The following is a 20,656-nucleotide window of genomic DNA, read 5'->3' on the forward strand; positions in this document are numbered from 1 at the left end:
CTATATTTCTGCTTATAAATATACCTGAAATATTTTTCGACATTTAGAAAAATGGAGTTTAATAGGCATAAAATAGGCATGTCGAAAATATTCGACATGCCTATAAAATCCTTTATATTCCATGTAAATTATATAAGGATATTAATACAGAAAACTTGCGATTATATTTACCTCAAGTTTTTTTATTGCTCATTTCGCTTCTCTTCATTCAGCCTTTTAATATCTGTAATTAACTGTACCATCTCTTCTTTCGCATCTGGATAAGTTTCATTCCAATGCTTTACTAAAGCTGGCATCGTCTTAGCTATGTAAGAATACAGTGCCCACTTCTGTACCTGTTCTTTTCTCTCTTCATTGCTCTCTCCAAGTAATAATTCCGTGTATTTCTCTAACAACCCGTCAAATTGTTCATTAAACTTTTCACTCATCTTATTTACCTCCTATATGAAAAAAGCAGCGAAGATCGCTGCTTTTTCTTATAATTTTGATCGAACAGAGTTTAATTTTTTCTCCATTGTGCTTACTTTATCACGACGATCATCAATACGAATAGTTGTTGCAACACGCTGTGCACCTTTCGTATATGGAACTTCATGCATTTGTTGAATTACTTCTAGAATGACAGGAAGATCTCCTTCAATAATTGTATTCATCGGTGTTAATTGATACTTCACGCGATCTGCATTTTTCTCTAGCACCTTTTGTACTTCTGCTACATATTCACTAACACTTGGATTACCTGTTCCTACTGGAATAATCGATACATCAACAATTGCCATAGTAGTCTTCCTCCTATAATCGTTTCTTATATATCCATTGTCTATTTTACCGAAATCCTCATCATTTTACTAATATGTTACTCTTCCACTTTAAACTGCTCGACTAATCTTTCTAAATCTCTCATATGTTCTGTCAAACTTTCCATCGTGTGAGCTACCTTTTCTAAATGATTCACCTGTGATTCCGTTGCAGCATGTACCTCTTCAGAAACAGCTGCACTTTCTTGACTCGTACCAGCAATTGTATGCATTACCGCTGTAATTTCCCCTTGCTCATAACCTATGTTATGTACCTCTTCTACAATTTTTTCAACTGAAGTACTAATCGTATTTACAACTGACATAATTGTACGGAACTCCATTTCCGCCTCTGTCGTCACTTTATTTTGCACATCTGCAATGTCTTTCAATTTACTTACAACTTCTACAACCCTTTTTACTTCTAATTGTACATCACCAATCATCATTGTGATTTCTCCGGTTGCCTCTTTTGATTGTTCCGCTAATTTCCGAACCTCTTCAGCAACAACCGCAAATCCCTTACCTTGCTCACCTGCACGTGCAGCTTCAATCGATGCATTTAAAGCAAGTAAATTTGTTTGATCCGAAATACCTTTTATAAGCTCAACAACATTTTGAATCGATCCAACTCTTTGTTCTAACTTATCCGATGCTTCTTCTGTATGAACAACAATCGAAGATGATTGTCCCCTCGTACGGATTAAATTCCTCATTGTATTTAATCCTTGCTTAGATGCCTCTTCCGCTTTGCCAGCCACTCCTTTTATTTCACCAACGGAGCTATTCATTTGTTCTACTGACTCCGCCATATTCTCGAGCTGAGCTGAAACTTCATCCACACTATTCGCAAGAGTAGAAGCTCCTCCGCTCACATCATCCATCGCTCCTGAAACTTCTCTACTAGCCGCTACTGTTTCGTTCGTTAAATAATGTAAACTATTCGTTGATTGTTGCACCGTTGATACGCTGTTTTTAATTTTACTTACCATTTCATTCATTTGTTCAACCATATCATTAAAGTGCTTAGTCAACTCTCCAACTTCATCTTTACTTGTCACTTTCATTCGCAGCGTTAAATCGCCTTCTGCTACTTTTTGCACGTGATTCTTTAATAGTTGCAGTGGTCTTGCTAATCTTCTTGAGAACAAGTAGGAAGCTACGATTCCAACTAATAAACTAATACATGCCATTATAATAACTGTATTTCTCGTACTATTTAATAGCCCATCGATCGTTTCTTTCGGATAAAAGATTCCTATCGTCCATTTCATCGTGTCAAATGATTGACTATAAACAACTACATCTTCACCTTTTATTGTAGTGACCGCATATTTTGTTACCTCTTTATTTAAGCTCTTTATAAGTGGCTCTTTAGAAACATCTTTCCCTATCTTTTCTGGATAAACAAGAGCCATATTTTTATCATTTATAATAAACATTTCTCCGTCATTATTGTATTGAATATTGTGAAGCAACTTCTGAATCGTACCAAGCGATACATCCATCGCAACAACGCCTAATACAGACCCATCTTGAGCTGTAATTGCTTTAGAAACACCTACACTTAACTTTCCTGTTGCAATTTCATAAGAAGGTTGTCCCCAATGGACCTTTTTTACATCAGCCTCTGAATCTTTATACCATGGTCTTGTCGTTGGATCATATCCTTCTGGCACTTGCCCACCTTCAGCAAGATTGGCACTTAATGTTTTTTTATCTTTCGTACCAATATATAAATCTAAAATACCAGGATGATTCTTTTTATACTCCGCAAACTCTTTCGTTAAAAACGCTTCCTCTTCTGGAGTAACCCCACCTTGAAGTATATTACGAATCATCTCACTGTTCGCGTAATACCCCATATCTTCATCCGTTCTTTGAACAAATGTCGTAAGTTGCTCTGTCACAAGATCCATCGCATTTTGAGAATACTCGTCTAAGGAACGCACTTCCTTTTCTTTCTGTAATTGATACACAGCTGTACCCAATATTACGAACATCATAGAAATAAGTACTGAAAACACTACCGCAATTTTTAAACGTAAACTTTTTAACATCTTCCCCCCAGCATCCCCTTCGCATTAAATTAAAATCTTATTAATCACTATATTAAGTATAATAGATAAAATTAAAAAATTGAAATTAATTCTCACCTTAATACAATTAGAAAACGGACTACCACTTGTGCAAAAACAAATAGTTCATTATCCTTAAAATATAATCTCATTCGTTCGGAGGGAACTATGTTACAAAAATTCGGTTTCTCACAATATGAAAGCCAGGCTTATGAAGTTGTCGTATCAAGCAATGAACCATTAGATGCTACAACAATTGTGAAGCATTCAGGTGTTCCAAAAGCAAAAATATATGAAGTGCTAGCACGCCTAATCGATAAAGGAATGGTAATGGATTCTGTTTCAGAAAAGAAAAAATTGTATACAGCATTACCACTAAAGCTAGCAATTGAAAAATTAACGACAGAATTCCAATCAAATATTAAAGAACTGGAAACAAATATATCAAAAAAATCATTTACAGATGACCGTGTGTGGAGCTTAAAGATGCAATCTTCTATTCGAGTTCAAAGTAAAGAACTCATTGAAAGTGCAAAAGAATCAATCCGTATTTCCGCTTGGAATGATACTCTTTTAGAATATCTTCCTTTACTAGAACAAAAAGCAAAACAAGGTGTTCAAATTGAGTCCCTTATTGTTGGAGAAGTAGAAACAGACTTAGAAAACATGCATTTTCTAATCCCAGCTGAAGAACCTAATGCATTAGAGCGCTACTTGCTACTCATCGTTGACGATCGTGAAATTTTATTTGCTGGCGTAGAACAAGAGTCATGGCAAGCGATGAAAACAATGTCACAACCTTTCGTAAAGTTCTTTACAGAATTTTTCTATCACGACGTTGCACTTGCAAAGATTACCCAGAAGCACCACGATCTCTTTATGGAAGATGAGGAAATTAAGAGTTTGTTGATGAAATTGAGGTACTAATTAAATAATAAAAAGGAGTCTAGTTTTTCACTTAGACTCCTTTTTATTTTGTTCCTTTATCTCCATCAACAGCTCAATGATTTTCTCATTTTGCTCTACCTGTTTCTCTGAATTTTGATAGATGAAACGAATCCATCTAAAAACAATGATAACTACAAATAACGGCAATACTGTGAATATAAAACCAATAATTGAATAATCCATATACTATCACCTCGCTATATACCCTTTTCTCCATTTACCTACTAAAACCTGCAATTTTTTACAAATAAAAAAAGAACCTATCAAACGATAGATTCTTCTTTCACGAACTGAGTAGAGCGTCCTCTCGTAATTGAGAAAATCGCGCAAAGCAGTGCTAATATAATAAAGCCACCGCCTACCCAAGCATTATATATAACAGATGATTTTTCAATAACAACTCCGCCTACTGTTGAACCGAGTGCAATTCCTAAATGAAGCGCAGAGTTATTTAAACCTTGCTGAATACCAGCTGATTCCGGTGCAATTTCAATTAAATAATTTTGCTGTGCTGGTGAAATCGCCCAGCTCAGCATACTCCAAAGTCCCATCATAATGATGAAGAGCGGGAATGAGAATGTCATTATTGGCAGTATGAAGATTGCACATGCAAATACGATAATAATCGAGATAATACTTTTCTTCGATCCCCATTTATCAGCAAGCCAGCCACCGAATCCGCCGCCGATTACTGCTGCGATTCCGAAAATAAAGTAAAACACACTAATCCAGTTTGCTTCAACATGCATGACATCTTTTAAAAACGGTGTTAAATATGCATACAATGTTAAATGCCCCGTTAAAAACAAAAATGATGTTAACTGTGCACTTACAATTTTTTTATCTTTTAAAGTAGCAAGTTGTTCTTTTATTGATAATACCGATGTCGGTGGTACTTTCGTTAAGAACAATGAAATACAAGCTATTGCCATAACTGTTAATACAGAAATTAATACAAATGGTGCACGCCATCCGTATGCATTTCCGAGTACAAGACCGAGCGGTACTCCAAGTACGAGTGATCCACTAATTCCCATAAAAATGATTCCAATTGCACGCGCACGAAAATGCGGTTCTACTACACTAGAAGCAAGTGTTACCGATAGTGCAATAATTAATGAACCACTCGCCGCACAAATAACCCTTGAGAACATTAGCATTCCGTAATTCACACTAAATGCCGAAATAATATTTCCGATTAAGAAAATCGATAATGCTCCAACATACAATGTTTTTCTTTCAAACTTCCCTGTCACAGCTAATAAAACTGGACCTGACAAAGCAAATACTACCGAAAATATTGTTATAAGCTGACCAGCTGCGCTAATAGATACTCCTAAATCATTGGCAACTAAATCGAGCGTTCCTCCTATAATTAACTCAACCGTTCCGACTACGAAAGCCGCGATAGCTAAAATATAAACACGAAAATTCAAGTCTTTCCCCACGCTTTCTATTTTGGTTACTACGACTATAGTAACCAAAATAGAAAGTGGACGCAAGTATAATTTTTTTACAGTAAAAAAGGTAGGCGTATTATACGCCTACCCTTCCATCATTCTGTTTCTTTCTTCTTATTTAAATACCAATACACCGGAAGTCCCGTAAAGACAATTCCAATTGATAAGAAACAACTTACCGGATCATTGATAATTGCACTACCAATTACAAAGAGCGAACCTAAAATCGCTACGATTGGTACGATTGGAAATAACGGCACACTATATGCACGCTCTTTATTCTTATTACGTTTTCTTAAAATGAAGACACCAATAAACGTCATTACATAGAAAATATAAATAATGAATACGGAAATCTCAGATAGCTTATTTGGATCACTAATAATCATTAAAATAATTCCTAAAATGATTTCAACAGTAATCGCATTTGCTGGTGTTTTAAATCTCGGACTTTCCTTTGCAATAAACTTAGAAAATGGAAGTTGTCCACGCTCTGCCATAGACATTGGGATACGTGGGAACGTTAAAATCTTTCCATTTAAACAGCCGAAAATGGAAACGATAATACCGATACTAATAATTTTTCCGCCATATTCTCCAAGTAACATGCCTGCAGCTGTTGCTGTTGCATTTTCTCCAAGGTCTACAATTTTCGCTGCTGGTAATACATTTAATAACGCCAAGTTAATTAATACGTAAGCAGCCGTTACGATTAAAATCCCTACTGTCATTGCTTTCGGTAATAACTTTGTTGGATTCTTCATTTCTCCACCAATCGAAGCAAGTAAAATCCAGCCGTCATAAGCAAATAACGTTGCTAAAATTGCCATACCGATACTTTGATTTTCCGATATTGGCACAACTACGTTAAAGATATCGCTATTCCCTTTCCAGAAACCTAGCACAACAATTAACACAATCGGAATCATCTTCCCAATTGTCGTGATTGTTTGAACGATACCTCCGTATTTTGTTCCCATACTATTTACAACGCCAAGGAACACAACCGTTCCAATTGCGATTGGTAAATTCCACACTTTATCTAAATAGAAAAAATTAATCATTAAAGAACTAAAGTATAAACCTAATGTTCCGATAATAGCAGGTCCATAAACAATTGTTTGCATCCAACCTGATAAATATCCCCAAAAACTTCCGTAAATCTCCTCTAAATACGTATACAACCCACCATTTTTCGGGATTTGCGCTCCAATTTCAGCTACTGTTAAACCACTTGCTAGCGTCAACAGACCACCAATTACCCAAGCAAGAATGGCCATATTAGAACTCCCCGAGTAATCTAATACGCTCCCTGGTTTCATAAACACACCAGATCCAATAATCGTTCCTACTACGATAGAAAGTGCTACTGTTAAACCAATTTTGTTCTTCTCATCATGATGCATGCTGCGTATCCTCCTTCCAATCCTAGTGTGATGCAAAAATGAAATAAAAAAACACTCCTCCCTAAAAAAGGGACGAGTGTTGTATTCGTGGTTCCACCCTTGTTTCAATTCGTAAAGTAACACACTTCACCAATTTCTCAAGTCTAAATAACGGTTTTTGCCGGCAAGCAATTACTAGATGCTCGTTCACTGCTGCAGTTCAGAGGTGGTAATCCATTTTTCCGTATTAGGAAGCTCACAGCCAAAGGCTTCCCTCTCTGAAAATCGTAAAAAATTGATCGTGTCCTCATCATCACTTCTTGATGTCGAATTTTGTAGTTATTGTTCATTATATTGAATTGTTAGAAAAAATCAATATATTTTTTATATAACATAGGAAATATTTCTCTTCTTATATTATAACAGAAGGTACGACACTTCTCCATTTCCCTAAAAATGGTATAATCCGTTTAGGAGGTGCACCAATAATGATTGCTGTCTTTTGTATCATTGCTACGTTTCTCTCTATTCTATTCGCTATCATGCATCGGCACAAGTATCCTGGTTATAGCATTTTAGCGGTAGCTATTATACCAGCTGTTTCCTTCTACGTATTGGGTAAATATCAATATACGGAAGTGTTTATCAGTTTTGCAATCTTCTACTGCATCTTCGGATACATACTAACAATGAAAAGAATTTTATTGAATCATTAAAAGGGACCGATTTCTGCTGACAGAAATCGGTCCTCGCACGTACCTTCCGGTTGCCCACACGAAAGATACATAAATCAATTATTTATCTTCTTTTTTCATAAAAAACTTATGGTGCGGTAAATCAACATTCAATGCCTCTAATTGTTTCTTTTCGTTGTCTAAAATCGCTTTTGCTTTTGTTTTTGTTGCTTCATCTAATCCAGCAAAGATGTCTTCATGCTTCTCTTTCTCTGGAAGTTTCACACCTAATTTTGTTAATTCTTCTTTTGCTTGCTCATGCGTTAATTTTCCGGATTTCTTTTGCTCTAAAATTGACTTTGCTTTCTCTTTTGTCTGTTCATCTAAGTTAGCAAACATATCTCCATGCTTACCTTTCTCCGGCATTTTCACGCCTAGCTTTGTTAATTCCTCTTTTGCTTGTTCTCGTGTTAATTTCCCGGACTTTTCTTGCCCTAAAATGGATTTCGCTTTTTCTTTCGCCTGTTCATCTAATCCCGCAAACATTTCTTTGCGCTTACCCTTTTCCGGGAACTTCACGCCTAATTTTGTTAATTCTTCTTTTGCTTGTTCTCGTGTTAATTTACCAGACTTCTCTTGCTCTAAAATTGACTTCGCTTTTTCTTTCGCCTGTTCATCTAATCCCGCAAACATTTCTTTACGTTTTTCTTTTTCTGGAAGCTTTACACCTAGCTCCTGTAACTGTTTCTTTGTATCGTCCATAATCGTTTTTACTTTTTGTTTTGTAGCGGCATCTAAATCTTTTTTCGCTGTTTTTGTCGCTTGCTCAGCTGTTGGAGTATTCGTTGCCGCGAATGCCGGAATGCCGACTCCTCCAATGATTCCGAATGATAACGCACCTGCAATCGCTAAATACCCAACTGTTTTCTTCTTCATAGGAAATTTCCTCCTTCATATTTCTAATGCATGTACACTTTCGTATACAATGCCTATAGTAATGTCGGTTTCTTAACATTTCCTTAACGACTTAACAAAAAAAAACACCGCTCGTAATGAGCGGTGTTTCACTAAGCCTTTTGTAATTGTAATTCTTCACGTTCCATTATTTTTCTTAATACAATTGTTTGTGTCATTGTAAATAAGTTACCTGTTATCCAATACAACACAAGTCCTGATGGCGCCGCAAACCCCATAAATAGAATCATTGCTGGCATCATAATTTGCTGCATTTTCAGCATCTGTACTTGTTCTCCAGGTGTAATATTCGATTGGAAAACTTTCATCTGAATAAATGTCGTTAACGCTGCAATAATCGGTAATATATGATATGGATCTGCATGTCCTAGGTTCACCCATAAAAACGAAGATGTGCGAATCTCTTCAGTTCTGCTAATCGCATAATACAAAGCAGAGAAAATCGGCATTTGTATAAAAATTGGCCAGCAACCAGCAAGTGGATTCCAACCGCCTGATTTCATTAGTTCTGACATTTCTTTTTGATACTGCTTTTGTTTTTCAAGGTCTTTGCTTACATCACCGTACTTTTTCTTTAGCTTCTGCAATTCAGGTTGCATTTTCTTCATTTTCGCTTGGCTGCGATATTGCGAAACAGCTAATGGAATCATCGCTGAACGAATAACGAGCGTCATAATAATGATAGCAATCCCAAAGCTAGCTCCAGGTATATGATGAGCAACAAATTGAATCATAAACGAGATTGGATATACAAAATAATGATCCCAAATCCCAGTACTATGTGCATCAATTGGGGCCGCATTACTGCAACCAGATAAAACAAAAACAAATAATAATGATAAACTAACGAGCACAGCTCGGTATGATTTTAACATGTTCATTCCTCCAATGTTTCGTAATTATTTAGCGAAACATTGGCGTATACGGACCGACCTCGTCATTCTCTTCACTTGATTCTTGTCTGCGTACAGAACGAATCATTCCATATTTATAAAAAATAGAAAATAGCGGTACATTTCCCGCACTATCTTCACATGTATCAACTAACGCAAAAGCTCTTTGTCTACCGCTTGATGCTTGTTGACGCACAAAGCGAGAAACATTAGCAAGGAAGAAAACTTCTAATAAACAAAGTGCCGTCGTTACAAACGATATATATAGAATTGCATCCTGCAATAAAAATTCCATCGCTTCACATCCTTAATAAGGTCATTTTAGCACATCGGGCAAATATTCTCTATTTCCTTTTATTTTCAAAAAAAGTATTTTGCATATTTTCTCAAGAAAACAATAATTAAGAAACGTTGTATTCGCTTTCTTTAGTATATTCACACACATCAATGAATAGGCTTGATTTATTAGAAATTTATAAAATTTTTGCATTATAATAAAACTATTGCCAGTTTTTGAAAAAACCTTTATTCTCTTCTTGTAATCAAAAATGAATATGGAGATGAAACATACTATGGGTCAACTAGGAGACGCCGATTACGTTCCCGACACCGCCTTTTTATCCTTCCCAGCAGCTAAAACATTTCACTTAGAATTTATGATACAGTTGGTTGTTATTTTTATAGCTTCTATTTTGTATGCAATTTCTATGAATATGTTTTTTATCCCGCATAATATGATTAGCGGTGGATTCGCTGGTGTAGGGATGATTATCGGTTATTTAATGCACTACAATATCGGTGCACTTATCTTTTTACTAAACATTCCTCTTCTTATTTTAAGTCACTTTTACTTAGGCAAGAAGACAACCTTTTTAACAGCTTACTTTGTAGCTGTGTCATCGTTAGCGATGAACATTATCCCGGTACACCAAGTTTCAGACGATATTTTACTTTCTTCTGTATTTGGTGGTGTTATCTGCGGAGCAGCTTCAGGAATTATATTCCGATTTGCTTCTTCAACAGGTGGTTTTGATGTTGTTGGATTGATTGTAGCGAAATATCGAGATGTTTCAATTGGAGCAATCATATTTGTATTCAACTTAATCTTACTTGTAGCAGCAGGTTTTATTTTCGGATGGGATATTACACTTTATACGTTAATTAGTCGATTTGTAGTCAGCAAAGTTATCGATGCTGTGCATACGAAACATATTAAATTAACGATAATGACTATTACAGAAAAAGGCGAGGAAATAAAAAGCGCACTACTATATCACGGCATACGCGGGGTGACAATGGTAGACGCTGTCGGCGGCTATACAAACCATAAGAAAAAAATGATTTACACTGTCGTGACTCGCTATGAGTTAGGCGAAATGAAACGTATTATCCGTCAAGTGGATAACAAAGCATTTATGAACATTACTGAAACAGTTGAAATTGTCGGCCGTTTCAAACGCATATAAAAAGGTTAATAAATTAAAGGGCATAACATATTAGTCATATATATATGTTATGCCCTTTGTTATTCAACTAACGTACCTTTTAGCATAATAAAATCACTAAGTTTATTACTACAAATCGGAGGATAGCATTCCATATACAATACTGTCTGTCCATTCATCTTTATTCCAAAAATCTTGTATGAAATGGGCTTCCTTTCTCATGCCTATTCGTTCACACAATTTTTGTGAAGCTGTATTACGTGCATCAAGATTAGCCTGTATACGATGTACATTGAATTCATTAAATAATTTCAATACCAAACTACTTACTGCTTCTGTCGCCAAACCTCTCCCAGCTACTTCATTTGAAAAACTATAACCAATCTCAACAGTGTCTTTCATATTTGTGTACCATACGGATAAATCACCAACTACTTTATTTTTGTATATAACTGCCAAACTTAATATTGTTTCTTTAGTAAGTACATGATTTGCTATCTTCTTATTAAATCTTTTCTGCATGTCTTCATGAGTCCACTTGTTATGTAATAGGAACTTACATGTATCATCACTATTATAAATAGCAAATACATCCTGTAAATCAGTACTCTTAAAAGGTCTAATTATTAATCTTTCTGTTGTGAACTCCAAGTTAGCTCTCCTCCCTTACATTCATGCTATAAAACATTTTTTATAGTATTTAGGCCTCATTCTTAGATCTCACCTTGATTACATATTTCATCATAATAAATTAAAATCCTTCTTCCACTAAACTGCACCGTTAATGGTATTTCCTTGCGCTTTTTATTTTTTACACTTATTACAAAATCAGATAATTCTATTATTATGTCCCTAAATGTGTTATAATGAAAGCAGACTCACAAAAAAAGAGTATATAGACTTGGAAGTTTCTCTTATTTTACAAGCAAAAAGAAACGAGCAGTCGGGTATATTTCAGACACCATACACGTAACGGTTTAAACAACCGATCATCTTAGTTACTCTTCAATGATCTTTTTATAAAAAGATACGTACAATTAAAACTCACTTCAATATACTATACCTACCTTTTTGACTTCCAAATCATCTTATTACATAAGGAGATGAACATATGAATCAATATATACGCTATACAATAGCTGTCCTGTTTGCTATTATCGGCGGAACAATCTGCTTCTGGACAAACACTCAGCTTGGAGAGAATATCATCTTTAATGGAATCGAAACACTTGTAAGCGCTTCAATTTTAGGCGGATACATTTACTTCCTCTTCAATCCAGAAGAAAACGCTCAAAAAACAATGTTATTAACAATGATCGGAATCGTTGGTGGATGTATTTCCTACTCAATGACAAACTATACATTACCACTTCAATTAAGCTCAGCTTTCTTCCACGGTCTATGGACTTGGTTCATTGCATTCTGCTTAGCAGACGTATTCAACCTATTACAAGACAATGAAGAAGATAGCGGTCGCCAAATTGAAAGTAACTCTTAAGCTGGAAGATACTCTTCCAGCTTTTTTATGTTGGTTTGCATACCCCGCATCACGATAAAAAGAAGTTGCCCTCACGGCAACTTCTTTTCCATATACCCCACTTCGTATTCACTAAAATATATCAACGATTTTTCAAATATATCGATCGTTTCTCCACTTATATCAACGATTTTTTCATTATATCGACGGTTCGACACAAGATATCGATTTACCGACAACCTTCGACACTCAAAACGCACAACATACCCTATCCACCAAGCAACTTACTGCCGAACTCTACGATTAAAAAGATAATTAATAAGATCGCGAGTATCTTTAATGCTACATATGCCACTTTAAAAACAACATAAATGAGCAAGACGATTAAAATAATCGTTAAAATTTCCATCTAGAATTCCTCCAAGCTTTGCTCTTCTTATCTCATTTTACTCGTCCTAGGCTGTTTATGGAACGGCATAAGATGACATAGAAAAAAGAGGATACCTCACCCATCGTAAGATACCCTCTCTTTCAGCTGCTCAAACCATTTTCTTTCTAATTGTAAATATCCCATCTCACTCTTCTCGGCGCTCTCCAATTCTTTATCAGCTTTCTTCATATAAGTATGGGAAGCTTCTAGATCATTCTCTAAATATTTGATAATTCCTTGTGTACGATAATATCCGTTTAAGTCCATTTTTGTAATAGCCTTTGCATGTTCCTTTGCTTCTTGCAAAGAAAGACTATCCATCTCATAAAGGGCTTTATATAAAAGATACCAACTATGAAAACTACTAACGAAAAACTTATTTTCTTTCGTTACAGGTAGTTGAACAATTCTTTCTATATACGGTATCGCTCTTTCCATTCCCTCTTGATCTGCACGAGCAAAAAAGACAAGCATAAGTCTACTCATTATCTCTCTTATCCCTTTATTCTCTTTTATTTTCTCCTCACTCAATTCTACTAATCTTTCATCCCAATCTTTCGGTCTTTTATAACTAAATAACTCACTCGATATTTGAATCTCATATAAATGATTTCTAGCTCTTTCATCATCTTTAATTAAAATAAGAAATTGCATCCCATCACTCATAAGCGTTCCTTTTATCGGCACGATTGTAGCTGCAAAAATCACAAAGTGTAATACAGAAAAATATAAAAGATATTGATAATAACTGACCATATATATGTAACCGAAAGTAATACCAAATAGTAAACTCGTAATCGGTCCACCTAAAGTGAGCCACGCCCATTTTTTTGAAAGGTTCGGTGTCTCTATAGAAGGAGGCACTAACATCGCCACGCCCCCAAAGTACGCCCATAATTTATTTTCTCGAATGCGTACTTTCCCCTTCTCTTTTTGAAAAGTAATCGGCCCTACTGTCATAAATTTAAAATGTAAACCACCTATTAAACCAAACACTACATGTCCTAGCTCATGAATGGCTAACACTAACAATAAAATTCCAACTATTGCCCATAGGTTCAAAATTACTTCTAATTTCCCAGTTCGGATTACTCCGTATAAAATGGACAGAATTAGCGCCACTGTCATTGAGCCAGCTGGCCTTCTTAAAATATCCACCTTTTTCTCCCCTTAATAAATCATTTTTCTTTGCATTTCGTACATGAACTTCCCGAGATGCAATATCCAAATAAATGAGATTAAGCCAATTAATACAAAATCGATATCACTAGCAGCTGTATATATAACGGCAGCCCACCATACATATGCCAATATTGTATTCGTAAATTCATACGCTTTATATCCAGCCTCATGCACAATGTGCTTTAATCCTTCATCTGCGTTTTTCGTCCACATTTTCATAGATTCCATATACGTTACACCTTGTTCAGGATATAGCTTATTATAACGATTTTTTGTTATAAGTCCGATAATTACTACAGTAGTTAAACAAACAATAGAAGCTACTAAATTCCACACCGCAAATGAAACATTTGTATCCTGCAACAGTGCACGTCTACATGTAATAACTGCATATACAAACCATGCCTGCGTAACTATATCGCCTACACGTAAATATATACTTATAATGCCTAATTTTCTGCCTTGTACGCTCTCTTCTTCATCGCGTGCCTCTGCTAACATACGTGTATTCTTCCAAGTATAGTACATCATTAAGATTCCAAAAATAGTACATATACCTATAAATGTATTGGATGATAATTTTCTCGGTTCATCCGAGAGTAAATTTAAAGCTATATAAGACGTTAAAAATCCTCCTACCATACTTAATGCTATTTTCCCCACAGAATCAAATTGTTTTTTTCGTTTACTCTTCATCGTCCTCTTCCCCCTCTACTAACGTAAATATTTCCTCCACCGGTACATTGAAAATTTGTGCGATTTTTAACGACAATACGATAGATGGTGCATAATCCCCGCGCTCAATTAAACTAATCGTTTGCCGTGATGATCCAATCGCTTTCCCTAAATCCCCTTGTGATAAACGATGCTTTGCTCGCAATTCCCTCACTCGATTTTGAAGCTTCATGTCTTCCCTCTTTTTCATTTATTTAATTAAAATTGTAAATAATATCCTTATCTTTGTCAATTATAATTGTCATTACGACTATAATAATTGACAAGATACTTATTTCTTATCCTGTATCAAATTCCTATAAAGAATGTAAAATGTGCATTAAACATAGTCTTAAAAATAAAAAAGTCAGTGCTTTTGCACTGACTTCCTAAATTCTGACATAGAATGGATTTCATATTAACTTGCGTTTTGTAGTAATACTCGTTTTAACTGCTTACGGAAACGAATACCTAACGTAACCGCTACAATCACAATAACTCCAAAAATGATTTTACCGATATGACCTTCTAGCACTCCAAAGATATCATGTAAGTTTCCACCTAACCAGTAACCACCGATTAAGAAGAATGATACCCAAAATAGAGCGCCTGAATAAATTGTAATGGCAAAACGACGGAATGGTAAATTAATAATTCCTGCAAAGTATCCTGTGAAATGACGTACACCAGGAATAAAGAAACCAATAAAAATCAGGAAGTACCCATACTTATCAAACCACATTCTCGTTAAGTCGATTTTTCTTTGCGTTAAAAATACGTATTTCCCATACTTTTGAATGAAAGGCATACCTAATTTATTTCCTAAAAAGTATTGAATCGTCATTCCTACACTTGTCCCAATAAAAGATAGAATAATTAAAATCGGTAAACTTAAATCACCCTTATGTGCTAAAAATCCCGCATATGCTAACGTTGGCTCTCCCGGAAACGGAAGTGCAATATATTCTAACAGCAAGCCGACAAGTACAACATAGTACCCGTATTGCTGAAATAATTCATGAATCCATTCCATGTCATCTCTCCTTTCAATCACGTACAACTTCTTACTATTATTGTATAAAAAAATTGTCGAAATAACTATCACAATAGCTTACATTTTTATTACATTTTTGTAAGGGTCACACTAATGATTTTCGTTCTTTGTTAAATAGTAAAAATCATTTTTCAGGTCGAAATAGCGAAAAGGCGCATTAATAACATGCAGATTTTATCCATTTTTTAGCACTAAAAAACCTCTCTTATTTTGTTCTCAATAAAAAACCATCACAAACTCATGCTAACTTCATATTAGCTTCATATACGTATTGTAAGATTATATCGGAATTTGTTGAAAAATTTAACCAATATATGACTAAGCATTAATTTGAATAAATATAAGTCGTTTTTCGAAATTGAAAAAAGGGTGAATACGAAATGGAAGCATATAAAATGCACGATTTTATTAATACAAATGTTGAATCTCATCAAAATGAAACCGTTTTTAATTTACAAATATGTGAAACAAGTGAATTTGACGTAAGTTTAACAAAATCTACAACACTATCTTTTATCGTTTCAAAAAAGAATATTAAAATTGTCACGAAAAAATGGATTAATTCAAATCAAGAAAGCATGATTGGCAAAAGCTACATCATTCCAACAAAAGCTTTTCATTATTTCTTACCAATCATCTCTGAAAATGAAGATGAGCTAAATATTCAAGTTCAAAGTTTTGGACTACGTGGTGAGCTTTTATTAAATGAAAGATTACTTATTGATAACAACAACAAACACAATAGCAAAATCACTACATTCTTTGAAACATTAGATGAAAATGTAAATAAAGCATTACGAGGATTACAACTTCATTGTATGTAAGACTCTTACGATAGTAAAAGGAGAATAACAATGAAAAAATTATTATTAAGCGCACTATTATCATTAGGATTTTTAACTCTTCCATTCGCTAGCGCAGAGGCAGCTACAACGAAAGATCAATTAATCGTAGACACTCAGTTAAATAAAATGGATTATTATCAGGATGGAAAATTTATAAAAAGTTTTACTGTCGCTACTGGAAAAGCTACAACACCTACACCTAAAGGCACTTTTCAAATCGTAAATAAAATTAAAAATCGCCCTTATTATACAGGCAAAATTAAAGGCGGCGATCCACGTAATCCACTTGGTGACCGTTGGCTCGGATTAAATATGGCAGGAACTTACGGAACAACTTATGCGATTCACGGAACTAACAATAATCAAGCAATCGGCAAATGGACAACACTTGGTTGTATTCGTATGTATAACAATGATATACACTGGTTATTTGAGCGCGTTCAGCAGCAAGCTACTGTCACTGTAAAATAGCCTAAAAACAAGATTTATGTGTAGCCAAGAATTTTATGTCTTGGCTTATTTTATTTATTCATTTACAGTAGCAAAACAACTGTATTTACATATATAATAGGAATAGATTTGATTAGCTAATATTTAAACATTGATAAACGTAGATATTAAAATTATACAGTTATAATGTTTTATAAATTTTATAATACATACTATAATAGAACTACTGTAATTCTGAACCATTCAGTAACACTAAACTATTCCCCTTGCTACCTTCATGATTATTTTATAGCGGGGGCTTATTATATGTATAAACAATCTGAGTCACTCGAAAAATGATGAATTCGAATATTGCAGTAAAAAGCGTTATTTAGGAGGTGTTACTATGACGCATATACTGGTGATTGAAGACAACCCAGATATACAAGAACTTATTCGTGAATTTCTAATGGCACAAAACTTTACAGTTGATGTAGTTGGTGCTGGAACAGAAGGTATTCTTCTTTTCCAAAAAAATTCATACGATCTTGTCCTCCTCGATGTAATGTTACCAGATATAGATGGCTATAGTATTTGTAAAATTATGCGAGGACAATCTGATGTACCAATCATTATGTTAACAGGCTTACATAATGAAGAAAGTGAAATTAAAGGATTTGAGTTAGGTATTGATGACTATATTACGAAACCGTTCCATTACACTGTATTTATTAAGCGTGTAGAGGCTGTATTAAGAAGGGCAGCAACGAAGGAAGCAGAAGCTGCAACTATACTACAATTCCATGAGTTGATGTTAAACTCTACAGCATATGCAGCTTATGTTCATGGTAATCAAATTGAATTGACAACAAAAGAATTTGAAATTATTTATACTTTACTGCAAAATCGAGGAAAAGTATTATCAAGAAGTGATTTGTTGAATAAGGTATGGGGCTATGAACATTATGGTGATGTAAGAGTTATAGATACACATATTAAAAACTTAAGAAAAAAATTAGGAATTCCTTATATCAAAACGGTGAAAGGCATTGGCTACAAAATCGAATCGTAGCAAAGACAACATCACCAAAAATATTTTCATCAAAACCTTATTATTTTGTATTCTTTTATCACTTTGCCTTTATCAAATTATTTACTTTCTAGCTTCAAACTACGATAAAGAACGTTTTGCGAAAGAAAATGGAACGCCGACTACAGAACAGGCCGATTCAGATAAGCAAAACGACGGAAGTAAAACGAAGCAAAATAAAGCTGTGTCAGAGGGGAGCATTTCTAATTTCCAATCTTCTATTATAGATTATAAATCTCTTTCTACAGCTATCAATCACCTTTTGCAGCCTAGCCAAACTGTAAAGGCAAAAGAACATACACAAAATCTTTCGGGGAAAAATAGCACTTCTAATCCGCCTACAGAAGCAGAAAAGAAAGCCGCTAATAATGATGCCTTACATACACAAAATGCAGCAAGTAAAACAAATGATACAAATGATAATCCAAAGTTAGCAGATGCGTTGCAACAATTAGCTCCACATATTGGCGCGACAATGCTTGCATTATCACTACTCGGATCATTAATTTATACAAAACTAATTGCCAAACCTTTTCAATATATGAGTGATGCTTTAAAAGATATTATGAATCTTGATTTCTCAGATAAAAAGCTACTTAACAAAAATGCAGATCAAACAGATTTTAATTTGCAAGTAGCTGCTTCACAAGTACCAAATATTGTGAAGAATTTACATGCAAGCAATCAAGATTTAAGAAACGAGCTCAAGAAGGAACAACAATTAGAACAATCTCGTAAAGAATTTATGTCTATGGTATCCCATGAATTAAAAACACCAATCGCAGCCGTTATGGGACAACTAGATGGCATGATTCACGGAATTGGAGCTTATAAAGATAGAGATAAGTATTTGAAACGTTCCTACGAGATGATGCAAGACATTAACATATTAACGGAAAAAATGTCGGAATTATCCAAAATACAAAACCCTCAATTTAAACCGAATTTAGAAGTCATTTCTTTATCTAATATTATTGAGGATGTTATGAAGAAAGTAGATTACTTTGTATCTGTAAAACAATTAAATGTACAATCTAATATTAAACACGACGTACAAATTTTAGCTGATCCTAAATTTATTCAAACTGCTATTTTTAACATTATTTCAAATGCAATTCATTATACAATTGACCATCAGCACGTATATATAAAGCTTTATGAAAAACCAAATGGTTACGCATTAGAAGTATTAAATACAGGTTCACAAATTGATGAAGATAAACTTGCTCATTTATTTGAACCGTTCTATCGCGCAAACCCTGATAAACACGGTTTAGTACAAGGTAGTGGTCTTGGATTATATATCGTGAAACAAATATTAGATAAACATCAGTTTCCTTACGGGATACAAAACACAGCTCAAGGTGTAAAATGCTCCATTGTATTCCCAAAAGCAATGTAACATTCACTATAATTACATACCCCAAACTCATACTTCATGTGTGATTGGCGGAATTTTGTAGAGTGTCTTACTCTGTTTCGTTCGCCCGTTATCCTTATTTGGATAGCGGGCGTTTTTTATTACTTAAAAGGAGGATTTTTTATGGAAAAGTTTAAATATTCATTGCTCGTTTTATTCGGTGCTTGCAGCTATGGCATACTTTCAACTATTTTCAAACTCGGATTCATAAATGGATTTTCAGCACATCAACTCTTAGGGGGACAATATGTCTTCGGATGGATTGGACTATTTCTACTTGTTCTTTTCTTTTCACGTCATAAAGTAACAAAAAAACAATTCTTTTCCTTACTAACCGTCGGAACAACAATGAGTATGACCGGGATTTTTTACGCTATTTCTGTAGAAGAACTACCCGCATCTATCGCTGTCGTCCTACTCTTTCAGTTCACTTGGATTGGTGTCATTATCGAAGCAATTGCAAATCGAACATTTCCAAGCCGCGATAAGATCATATCTATCCTTATTTTATTTGCTGGTACATTGTTTGCAGGTGGTGTATTTGAAGGCCTCGGACAAAGTTTTTCTACGAAAGGGATTATCTTTGGACTATTAGCTGCAGTCTCTTTTTCATTCTATGTTTTTGCAAGCGGGCGCGTCGCTACGGATGTTCCGCCTTATACGAAAAGCTTCCTTATGACAACAAGCGCTACTCTTATCGTATGCCTATTCTTTCCGCCAACCTTTTTAACAGACGGTGCTTTGCAAGCCGGTCTATGGAAATATGCTTTCTTCCTCGGATTATTCGGCGTTGTTGTACCTGTCATTTGTTTTTCAATCGGTGTACCAAAGGTTGGAACAGGGCTTGGTACGATATTAGGTGCAGCTGAATTACCAACTGCTATTATTGCTTCTATTACACTTGTACATGAAGTCGTAACGTTCATGCAGTGGATTGGAATTATTTTCATATTGGTTGGGATCTTCACTCCTCAGCTGCTTACGGCTAGGAAAGAAAGGAAACAAAATCGCGTGCATAGCGCTTGAAAAAATACAGAATTTATATAAAAGATATAACTGCAATTAAAATAAGTAAATTTATCTGGAGGTATAAATGACTATTTTAAGCATCGTATTTTTTGCTATTATGTGTATCTTCTTCCTAATAAGATATATGAAAGAAAAGAAATTTTACGATTTACTTCTCATTCCCGTTTGTATATATGCAGGAGCAGTGAAAACTCCTTTCGTAGAGTACTTAAACTTTAATACTACATTTAAAATAACGTATGATATTGCAGCTATTATTCTTGTAATCCTTGCTGTACTTTTCTTTTTGAAAGATAAGAAAGAGAATCATACTGCATAACAAAAGACCTTT

25 protein-coding genes and 1 other annotated feature are annotated in these 20,656 nt (G+C 34.7%); of the genes, 10 read left to right on the plus strand and 15 right to left on the minus strand.

Translation table 11 applies throughout. The features are described from left to right. Positions 1–182: 182 nt before the first annotated feature. The 3 genes from GBN91_RS14225 to GBN91_RS14235 form a co-directional block, all read right to left on the minus strand. On the minus strand, positions 183–428 hold the full coding sequence (locus GBN91_RS14225) for a YusU family protein (RefSeq protein ID WP_001290594.1): 246 nt from the start codon (positions 426–428) through the stop codon (positions 183–185). Positions 429–476: 48 nt separating this feature from the next. Further along, entirely contained in the window at positions 477–779 is a 303-nt protein-coding gene (locus tag GBN91_RS14230; RefSeq protein WP_001018860.1) for an MTH1187 family thiamine-binding protein, read from the minus strand. Positions 780–856: 77 nt separating this feature from the next. Beyond that, positions 857–2,857 carry a methyl-accepting chemotaxis protein gene (locus GBN91_RS14235; RefSeq protein WP_152121640.1) on the minus strand — a complete coding sequence of 667 codons (2,001 nt, stop codon included), beginning with the start codon at positions 2,855–2,857 and terminating at the stop codon, positions 857–859. A 186-nt stretch (positions 2,858–3,043) separates the two neighbouring features. Here GBN91_RS14235 and GBN91_RS14240 point away from each other — a divergent pair, with 186 nt between their 5' ends. Next, positions 3,044–3,802, plus strand: a complete 759-nt coding sequence (locus tag GBN91_RS14240) for a TrmB family transcriptional regulator (RefSeq protein WP_000939479.1) — start codon at positions 3,044–3,046, stop codon at positions 3,800–3,802. A gap of 27 nt (positions 3,803–3,829) precedes the next feature. On the opposite strand, the gene GBN91_RS28885 is transcribed toward GBN91_RS14240, so the two are convergent. From GBN91_RS28885 to GBN91_RS14250, 3 genes are all read right to left on the minus strand, one after another. Next, positions 3,830–4,006 carry a hypothetical protein gene (locus tag GBN91_RS28885; RefSeq protein ID WP_000386584.1) on the minus strand — a complete coding sequence of 59 codons (177 nt, stop codon included), beginning with the start codon at positions 4,004–4,006 and terminating at the stop codon, positions 3,830–3,832. An 80-nt stretch (positions 4,007–4,086) separates the two neighbouring features. Then, positions 4,087–5,271, minus strand: a complete 1,185-nt coding sequence (locus tag GBN91_RS14245) for an MFS transporter (RefSeq protein WP_002025014.1) — start codon at positions 5,269–5,271, stop codon at positions 4,087–4,089. Positions 5,272–5,378: 107 nt separating this feature from the next. Next, the gene (locus GBN91_RS14250) at positions 5,379–6,689 is read right to left on the minus strand and encodes an APC family permease (RefSeq protein ID WP_000546312.1); all 1,311 of its coding nucleotides are present in this window, start codon (positions 6,687–6,689) and stop codon (positions 5,379–5,381) included. Between the two features lie 65 nt (positions 6,690–6,754). Then, positions 6,755–6,991: a binding site (T-box leader), on the minus strand. Between the two features lie 165 nt (positions 6,992–7,156). Here GBN91_RS14250 and GBN91_RS14255 point away from each other — a divergent pair. Then, the gene (locus GBN91_RS14255; protein WP_025709833.1) at positions 7,157–7,384 is read left to right on the plus strand and encodes a hypothetical protein; all 228 of its coding nucleotides are present in this window, start codon (positions 7,157–7,159) and stop codon (positions 7,382–7,384) included. 78 nt (positions 7,385–7,462) lie between these two features. On the opposite strand, the gene GBN91_RS14260 is transcribed toward GBN91_RS14255, so the two are convergent. The 3 genes from GBN91_RS14260 to GBN91_RS14270 all read right to left on the minus strand — a co-directional run bounded on the left by GBN91_RS14260 (position 7,463) and on the right by GBN91_RS14270 (position 9,505). After that, positions 7,463–8,278, minus strand: a complete 816-nt coding sequence (locus tag GBN91_RS14260) for a hypothetical protein (RefSeq protein WP_152121641.1) — start codon at positions 8,276–8,278, stop codon at positions 7,463–7,465. A gap of 131 nt (positions 8,279–8,409) precedes the next feature. Further along, complete coding sequence (yidC, locus tag GBN91_RS14265; RefSeq protein WP_000920522.1) at positions 8,410–9,192, minus strand: membrane protein insertase YidC; 783 nt, start codon at positions 9,190–9,192, stop codon at positions 8,410–8,412. Between the two features lie 28 nt (positions 9,193–9,220). Then, positions 9,221–9,505, minus strand: coding sequence for a hypothetical protein (locus tag GBN91_RS14270; RefSeq protein WP_000394930.1), 285 nt, complete (start codon positions 9,503–9,505; stop codon positions 9,221–9,223). Between the two features lie 277 nt (positions 9,506–9,782). Here GBN91_RS14270 and GBN91_RS14275 point away from each other — a divergent pair, with 277 nt between their 5' ends. Beyond that, a complete protein-coding gene (locus GBN91_RS14275) occupies positions 9,783–10,676 on the plus strand; it encodes a YitT family protein (protein WP_152121642.1) in 894 nt (297 codons plus the stop codon). Between the two features lie 108 nt (positions 10,677–10,784). Here GBN91_RS14275 and GBN91_RS14280 read toward each other — a convergent pair whose 3' ends face one another. Beyond that, on the minus strand, positions 10,785–11,306 hold the full coding sequence (locus GBN91_RS14280; protein WP_006918810.1) for a GNAT family N-acetyltransferase: 522 nt from the start codon (positions 11,304–11,306) through the stop codon (positions 10,785–10,787). Positions 11,307–11,766: 460 nt separating this feature from the next. Here GBN91_RS14280 and GBN91_RS14285 point away from each other — a divergent pair, with 460 nt between their 5' ends. Next, positions 11,767–12,153, plus strand: a complete 387-nt coding sequence (locus tag GBN91_RS14285; RefSeq protein ID WP_001077773.1) for a DUF3938 domain-containing protein — start codon at positions 11,767–11,769, stop codon at positions 12,151–12,153. 247 nt (positions 12,154–12,400) lie between these two features. On the opposite strand, the gene GBN91_RS14295 is transcribed toward GBN91_RS14285, so the two are convergent. The 5 genes from GBN91_RS14295 to GBN91_RS14315 form a co-directional block, all read right to left on the minus strand. Next, entirely contained in the window at positions 12,401–12,541 is a 141-nt protein-coding gene (locus GBN91_RS14295) for a DUF3985 family protein (protein WP_000404784.1), read from the minus strand. A gap of 96 nt (positions 12,542–12,637) precedes the next feature. Beyond that, positions 12,638–13,690, minus strand: coding sequence for a M50 family metallopeptidase (locus tag GBN91_RS14300; RefSeq protein WP_152121784.1), 1,053 nt, complete (start codon positions 13,688–13,690; stop codon positions 12,638–12,640). A gap of 42 nt (positions 13,691–13,732) precedes the next feature. After that, positions 13,733–14,440 (minus strand): DUF3169 family protein, encoded by a 708-nt coding sequence (locus tag GBN91_RS14305; RefSeq protein WP_000837720.1) that lies wholly within the window; start codon positions 14,438–14,440, stop codon positions 13,733–13,735. After that, positions 14,430–14,651 (minus strand): helix-turn-helix transcriptional regulator, encoded by a 222-nt coding sequence (locus GBN91_RS14310; protein WP_000776168.1) that lies wholly within the window; start codon positions 14,649–14,651, stop codon positions 14,430–14,432. The genes GBN91_RS14305 and GBN91_RS14310 overlap by 11 nt, the downstream gene beginning before the upstream one ends. Positions 14,652–14,876: 225 nt before the next feature. Further along, complete coding sequence (locus GBN91_RS14315; protein WP_000454754.1) at positions 14,877–15,491, minus strand: DedA family protein; 615 nt, start codon at positions 15,489–15,491, stop codon at positions 14,877–14,879. A gap of 401 nt (positions 15,492–15,892) precedes the next feature. On the opposite strand from GBN91_RS14315, the gene GBN91_RS14320 reads away from it, so the two are divergent. The 6 genes from GBN91_RS14320 to GBN91_RS14345 all read left to right on the plus strand — a co-directional run bounded on the left by GBN91_RS14320 (position 15,893) and on the right by GBN91_RS14345 (position 20,644). After that, entirely contained in the window at positions 15,893–16,336 is a 444-nt protein-coding gene (locus GBN91_RS14320) for a DUF3978 family protein (RefSeq protein ID WP_000388769.1), read from the plus strand. Positions 16,337–16,366: 30 nt separating this feature from the next. Beyond that, a complete protein-coding gene (locus GBN91_RS14325; RefSeq protein WP_000735059.1) occupies positions 16,367–16,828 on the plus strand; it encodes a L,D-transpeptidase in 462 nt (153 codons plus the stop codon). Between the two features lie 364 nt (positions 16,829–17,192). After that, positions 17,193–17,858: a response regulator transcription factor gene (locus GBN91_RS14330; protein ID WP_000148833.1), complete on the plus strand. Its 666-nt coding sequence runs from the start codon at positions 17,193–17,195 to the stop codon at positions 17,856–17,858. Next, positions 17,836–19,278, plus strand: coding sequence for a sensor histidine kinase (locus GBN91_RS14335; RefSeq protein ID WP_086388928.1), 1,443 nt, complete (start codon positions 17,836–17,838; stop codon positions 19,276–19,278). Before GBN91_RS14330 ends, GBN91_RS14335 begins: the two co-directional genes overlap by 23 nt. Positions 19,279–19,419: 141 nt before the next feature. Beyond that, entirely contained in the window at positions 19,420–20,322 is a 903-nt protein-coding gene (locus tag GBN91_RS14340) for an EamA family transporter (RefSeq protein ID WP_000410484.1), read from the plus strand. A 67-nt stretch (positions 20,323–20,389) separates the two neighbouring features. Further along, positions 20,390–20,644, plus strand: a complete 255-nt coding sequence (locus GBN91_RS14345) for a hypothetical protein (protein WP_000154129.1) — start codon at positions 20,390–20,392, stop codon at positions 20,642–20,644. Positions 20,645–20,656: the final 12 nt, after the last annotated feature.

This window comes from Bacillus sp. B1-WWTP-T-0.5-Post-4 (genome assembly GCF_009183795.1).
Lineage (GTDB): Bacteria > Bacillota > Bacilli > Bacillales > Bacillaceae_G > Bacillus_A > Bacillus_A cereus.

What these genes read in the sequence shown, in the direction of transcription:
- GBN91_RS14225 (WP_001290594.1), bottom strand. Translation starts at nt 428, where the DNA reads ATGAGTGAAAAGTTTAATGAACAATTTGACGGGTTGTTAGAGAAATAC.
- GBN91_RS14230 (WP_001018860.1), bottom strand. Translation starts at nt 779, where the DNA reads ATGGCAATTGTTGATGTATCGATTATTCCAGTAGGAACAGGTAATCCA.
- GBN91_RS14235 (WP_152121640.1), bottom strand. Translation starts at nt 2,857, where the DNA reads ATGTTAAAAAGTTTACGTTTAAAAATTGCGGTAGTGTTTTCAGTACTT.
- GBN91_RS14240 (WP_000939479.1), top strand. Translation starts at nt 3,044, where the DNA reads ATGTTACAAAAATTCGGTTTCTCACAATATGAAAGCCAGGCTTATGAA.
- GBN91_RS28885 (WP_000386584.1), bottom strand. Translation starts at nt 4,006, where the DNA reads ATGGATTATTCAATTATTGGTTTTATATTCACAGTATTGCCGTTATTT.
- GBN91_RS14250 (WP_000546312.1), bottom strand. Translation starts at nt 6,689, where the DNA reads ATGCATCATGATGAGAAGAACAAAATTGGTTTAACAGTAGCACTTTCT.
- GBN91_RS14255 (WP_025709833.1), top strand. Translation starts at nt 7,157, where the DNA reads ATGATTGCTGTCTTTTGTATCATTGCTACGTTTCTCTCTATTCTATTC.
- GBN91_RS14260 (WP_152121641.1), bottom strand. Translation starts at nt 8,278, where the DNA reads ATGAAGAAGAAAACAGTTGGGTATTTAGCGATTGCAGGTGCGTTATCA.
- yidC (WP_000920522.1), bottom strand. Translation starts at nt 9,192, where the DNA reads ATGTTAAAATCATACCGAGCTGTGCTCGTTAGTTTATCATTATTATTT.
- GBN91_RS14270 (WP_000394930.1), bottom strand. Translation starts at nt 9,505, where the DNA reads ATGGAATTTTTATTGCAGGATGCAATTCTATATATATCGTTTGTAACG.
- GBN91_RS14275 (WP_152121642.1), top strand. Translation starts at nt 9,783, where the DNA reads ATGGGTCAACTAGGAGACGCCGATTACGTTCCCGACACCGCCTTTTTA.
- GBN91_RS14285 (WP_001077773.1), top strand. Translation starts at nt 11,767, where the DNA reads ATGAATCAATATATACGCTATACAATAGCTGTCCTGTTTGCTATTATC.
- GBN91_RS14295 (WP_000404784.1), bottom strand. Translation starts at nt 12,541, where the DNA reads ATGGAAATTTTAACGATTATTTTAATCGTCTTGCTCATTTATGTTGTT.
- GBN91_RS14300 (WP_152121784.1), bottom strand. Translation starts at nt 13,690, where the DNA reads ATGACAGTGGCGCTAATTCTGTCCATTTTATACGGAGTAATCCGAACT.
- GBN91_RS14305 (WP_000837720.1), bottom strand. Translation starts at nt 14,440, where the DNA reads ATGAAGAGTAAACGAAAAAAACAATTTGATTCTGTGGGGAAAATAGCA.
- GBN91_RS14310 (WP_000776168.1), bottom strand. Translation starts at nt 14,651, where the DNA reads ATGAAGCTTCAAAATCGAGTGAGGGAATTGCGAGCAAAGCATCGTTTA.
- GBN91_RS14315 (WP_000454754.1), bottom strand. Translation starts at nt 15,491, where the DNA reads ATGGAATGGATTCATGAATTATTTCAGCAATACGGGTACTATGTTGTA.
- GBN91_RS14320 (WP_000388769.1), top strand. Translation starts at nt 15,893, where the DNA reads ATGGAAGCATATAAAATGCACGATTTTATTAATACAAATGTTGAATCT.
- GBN91_RS14325 (WP_000735059.1), top strand. Translation starts at nt 16,367, where the DNA reads ATGAAAAAATTATTATTAAGCGCACTATTATCATTAGGATTTTTAACT.
- GBN91_RS14330 (WP_000148833.1), top strand. Translation starts at nt 17,193, where the DNA reads ATGACGCATATACTGGTGATTGAAGACAACCCAGATATACAAGAACTT.
- GBN91_RS14340 (WP_000410484.1), top strand. Translation starts at nt 19,420, where the DNA reads ATGGAAAAGTTTAAATATTCATTGCTCGTTTTATTCGGTGCTTGCAGC.
- GBN91_RS14345 (WP_000154129.1), top strand. Translation starts at nt 20,390, where the DNA reads ATGACTATTTTAAGCATCGTATTTTTTGCTATTATGTGTATCTTCTTC.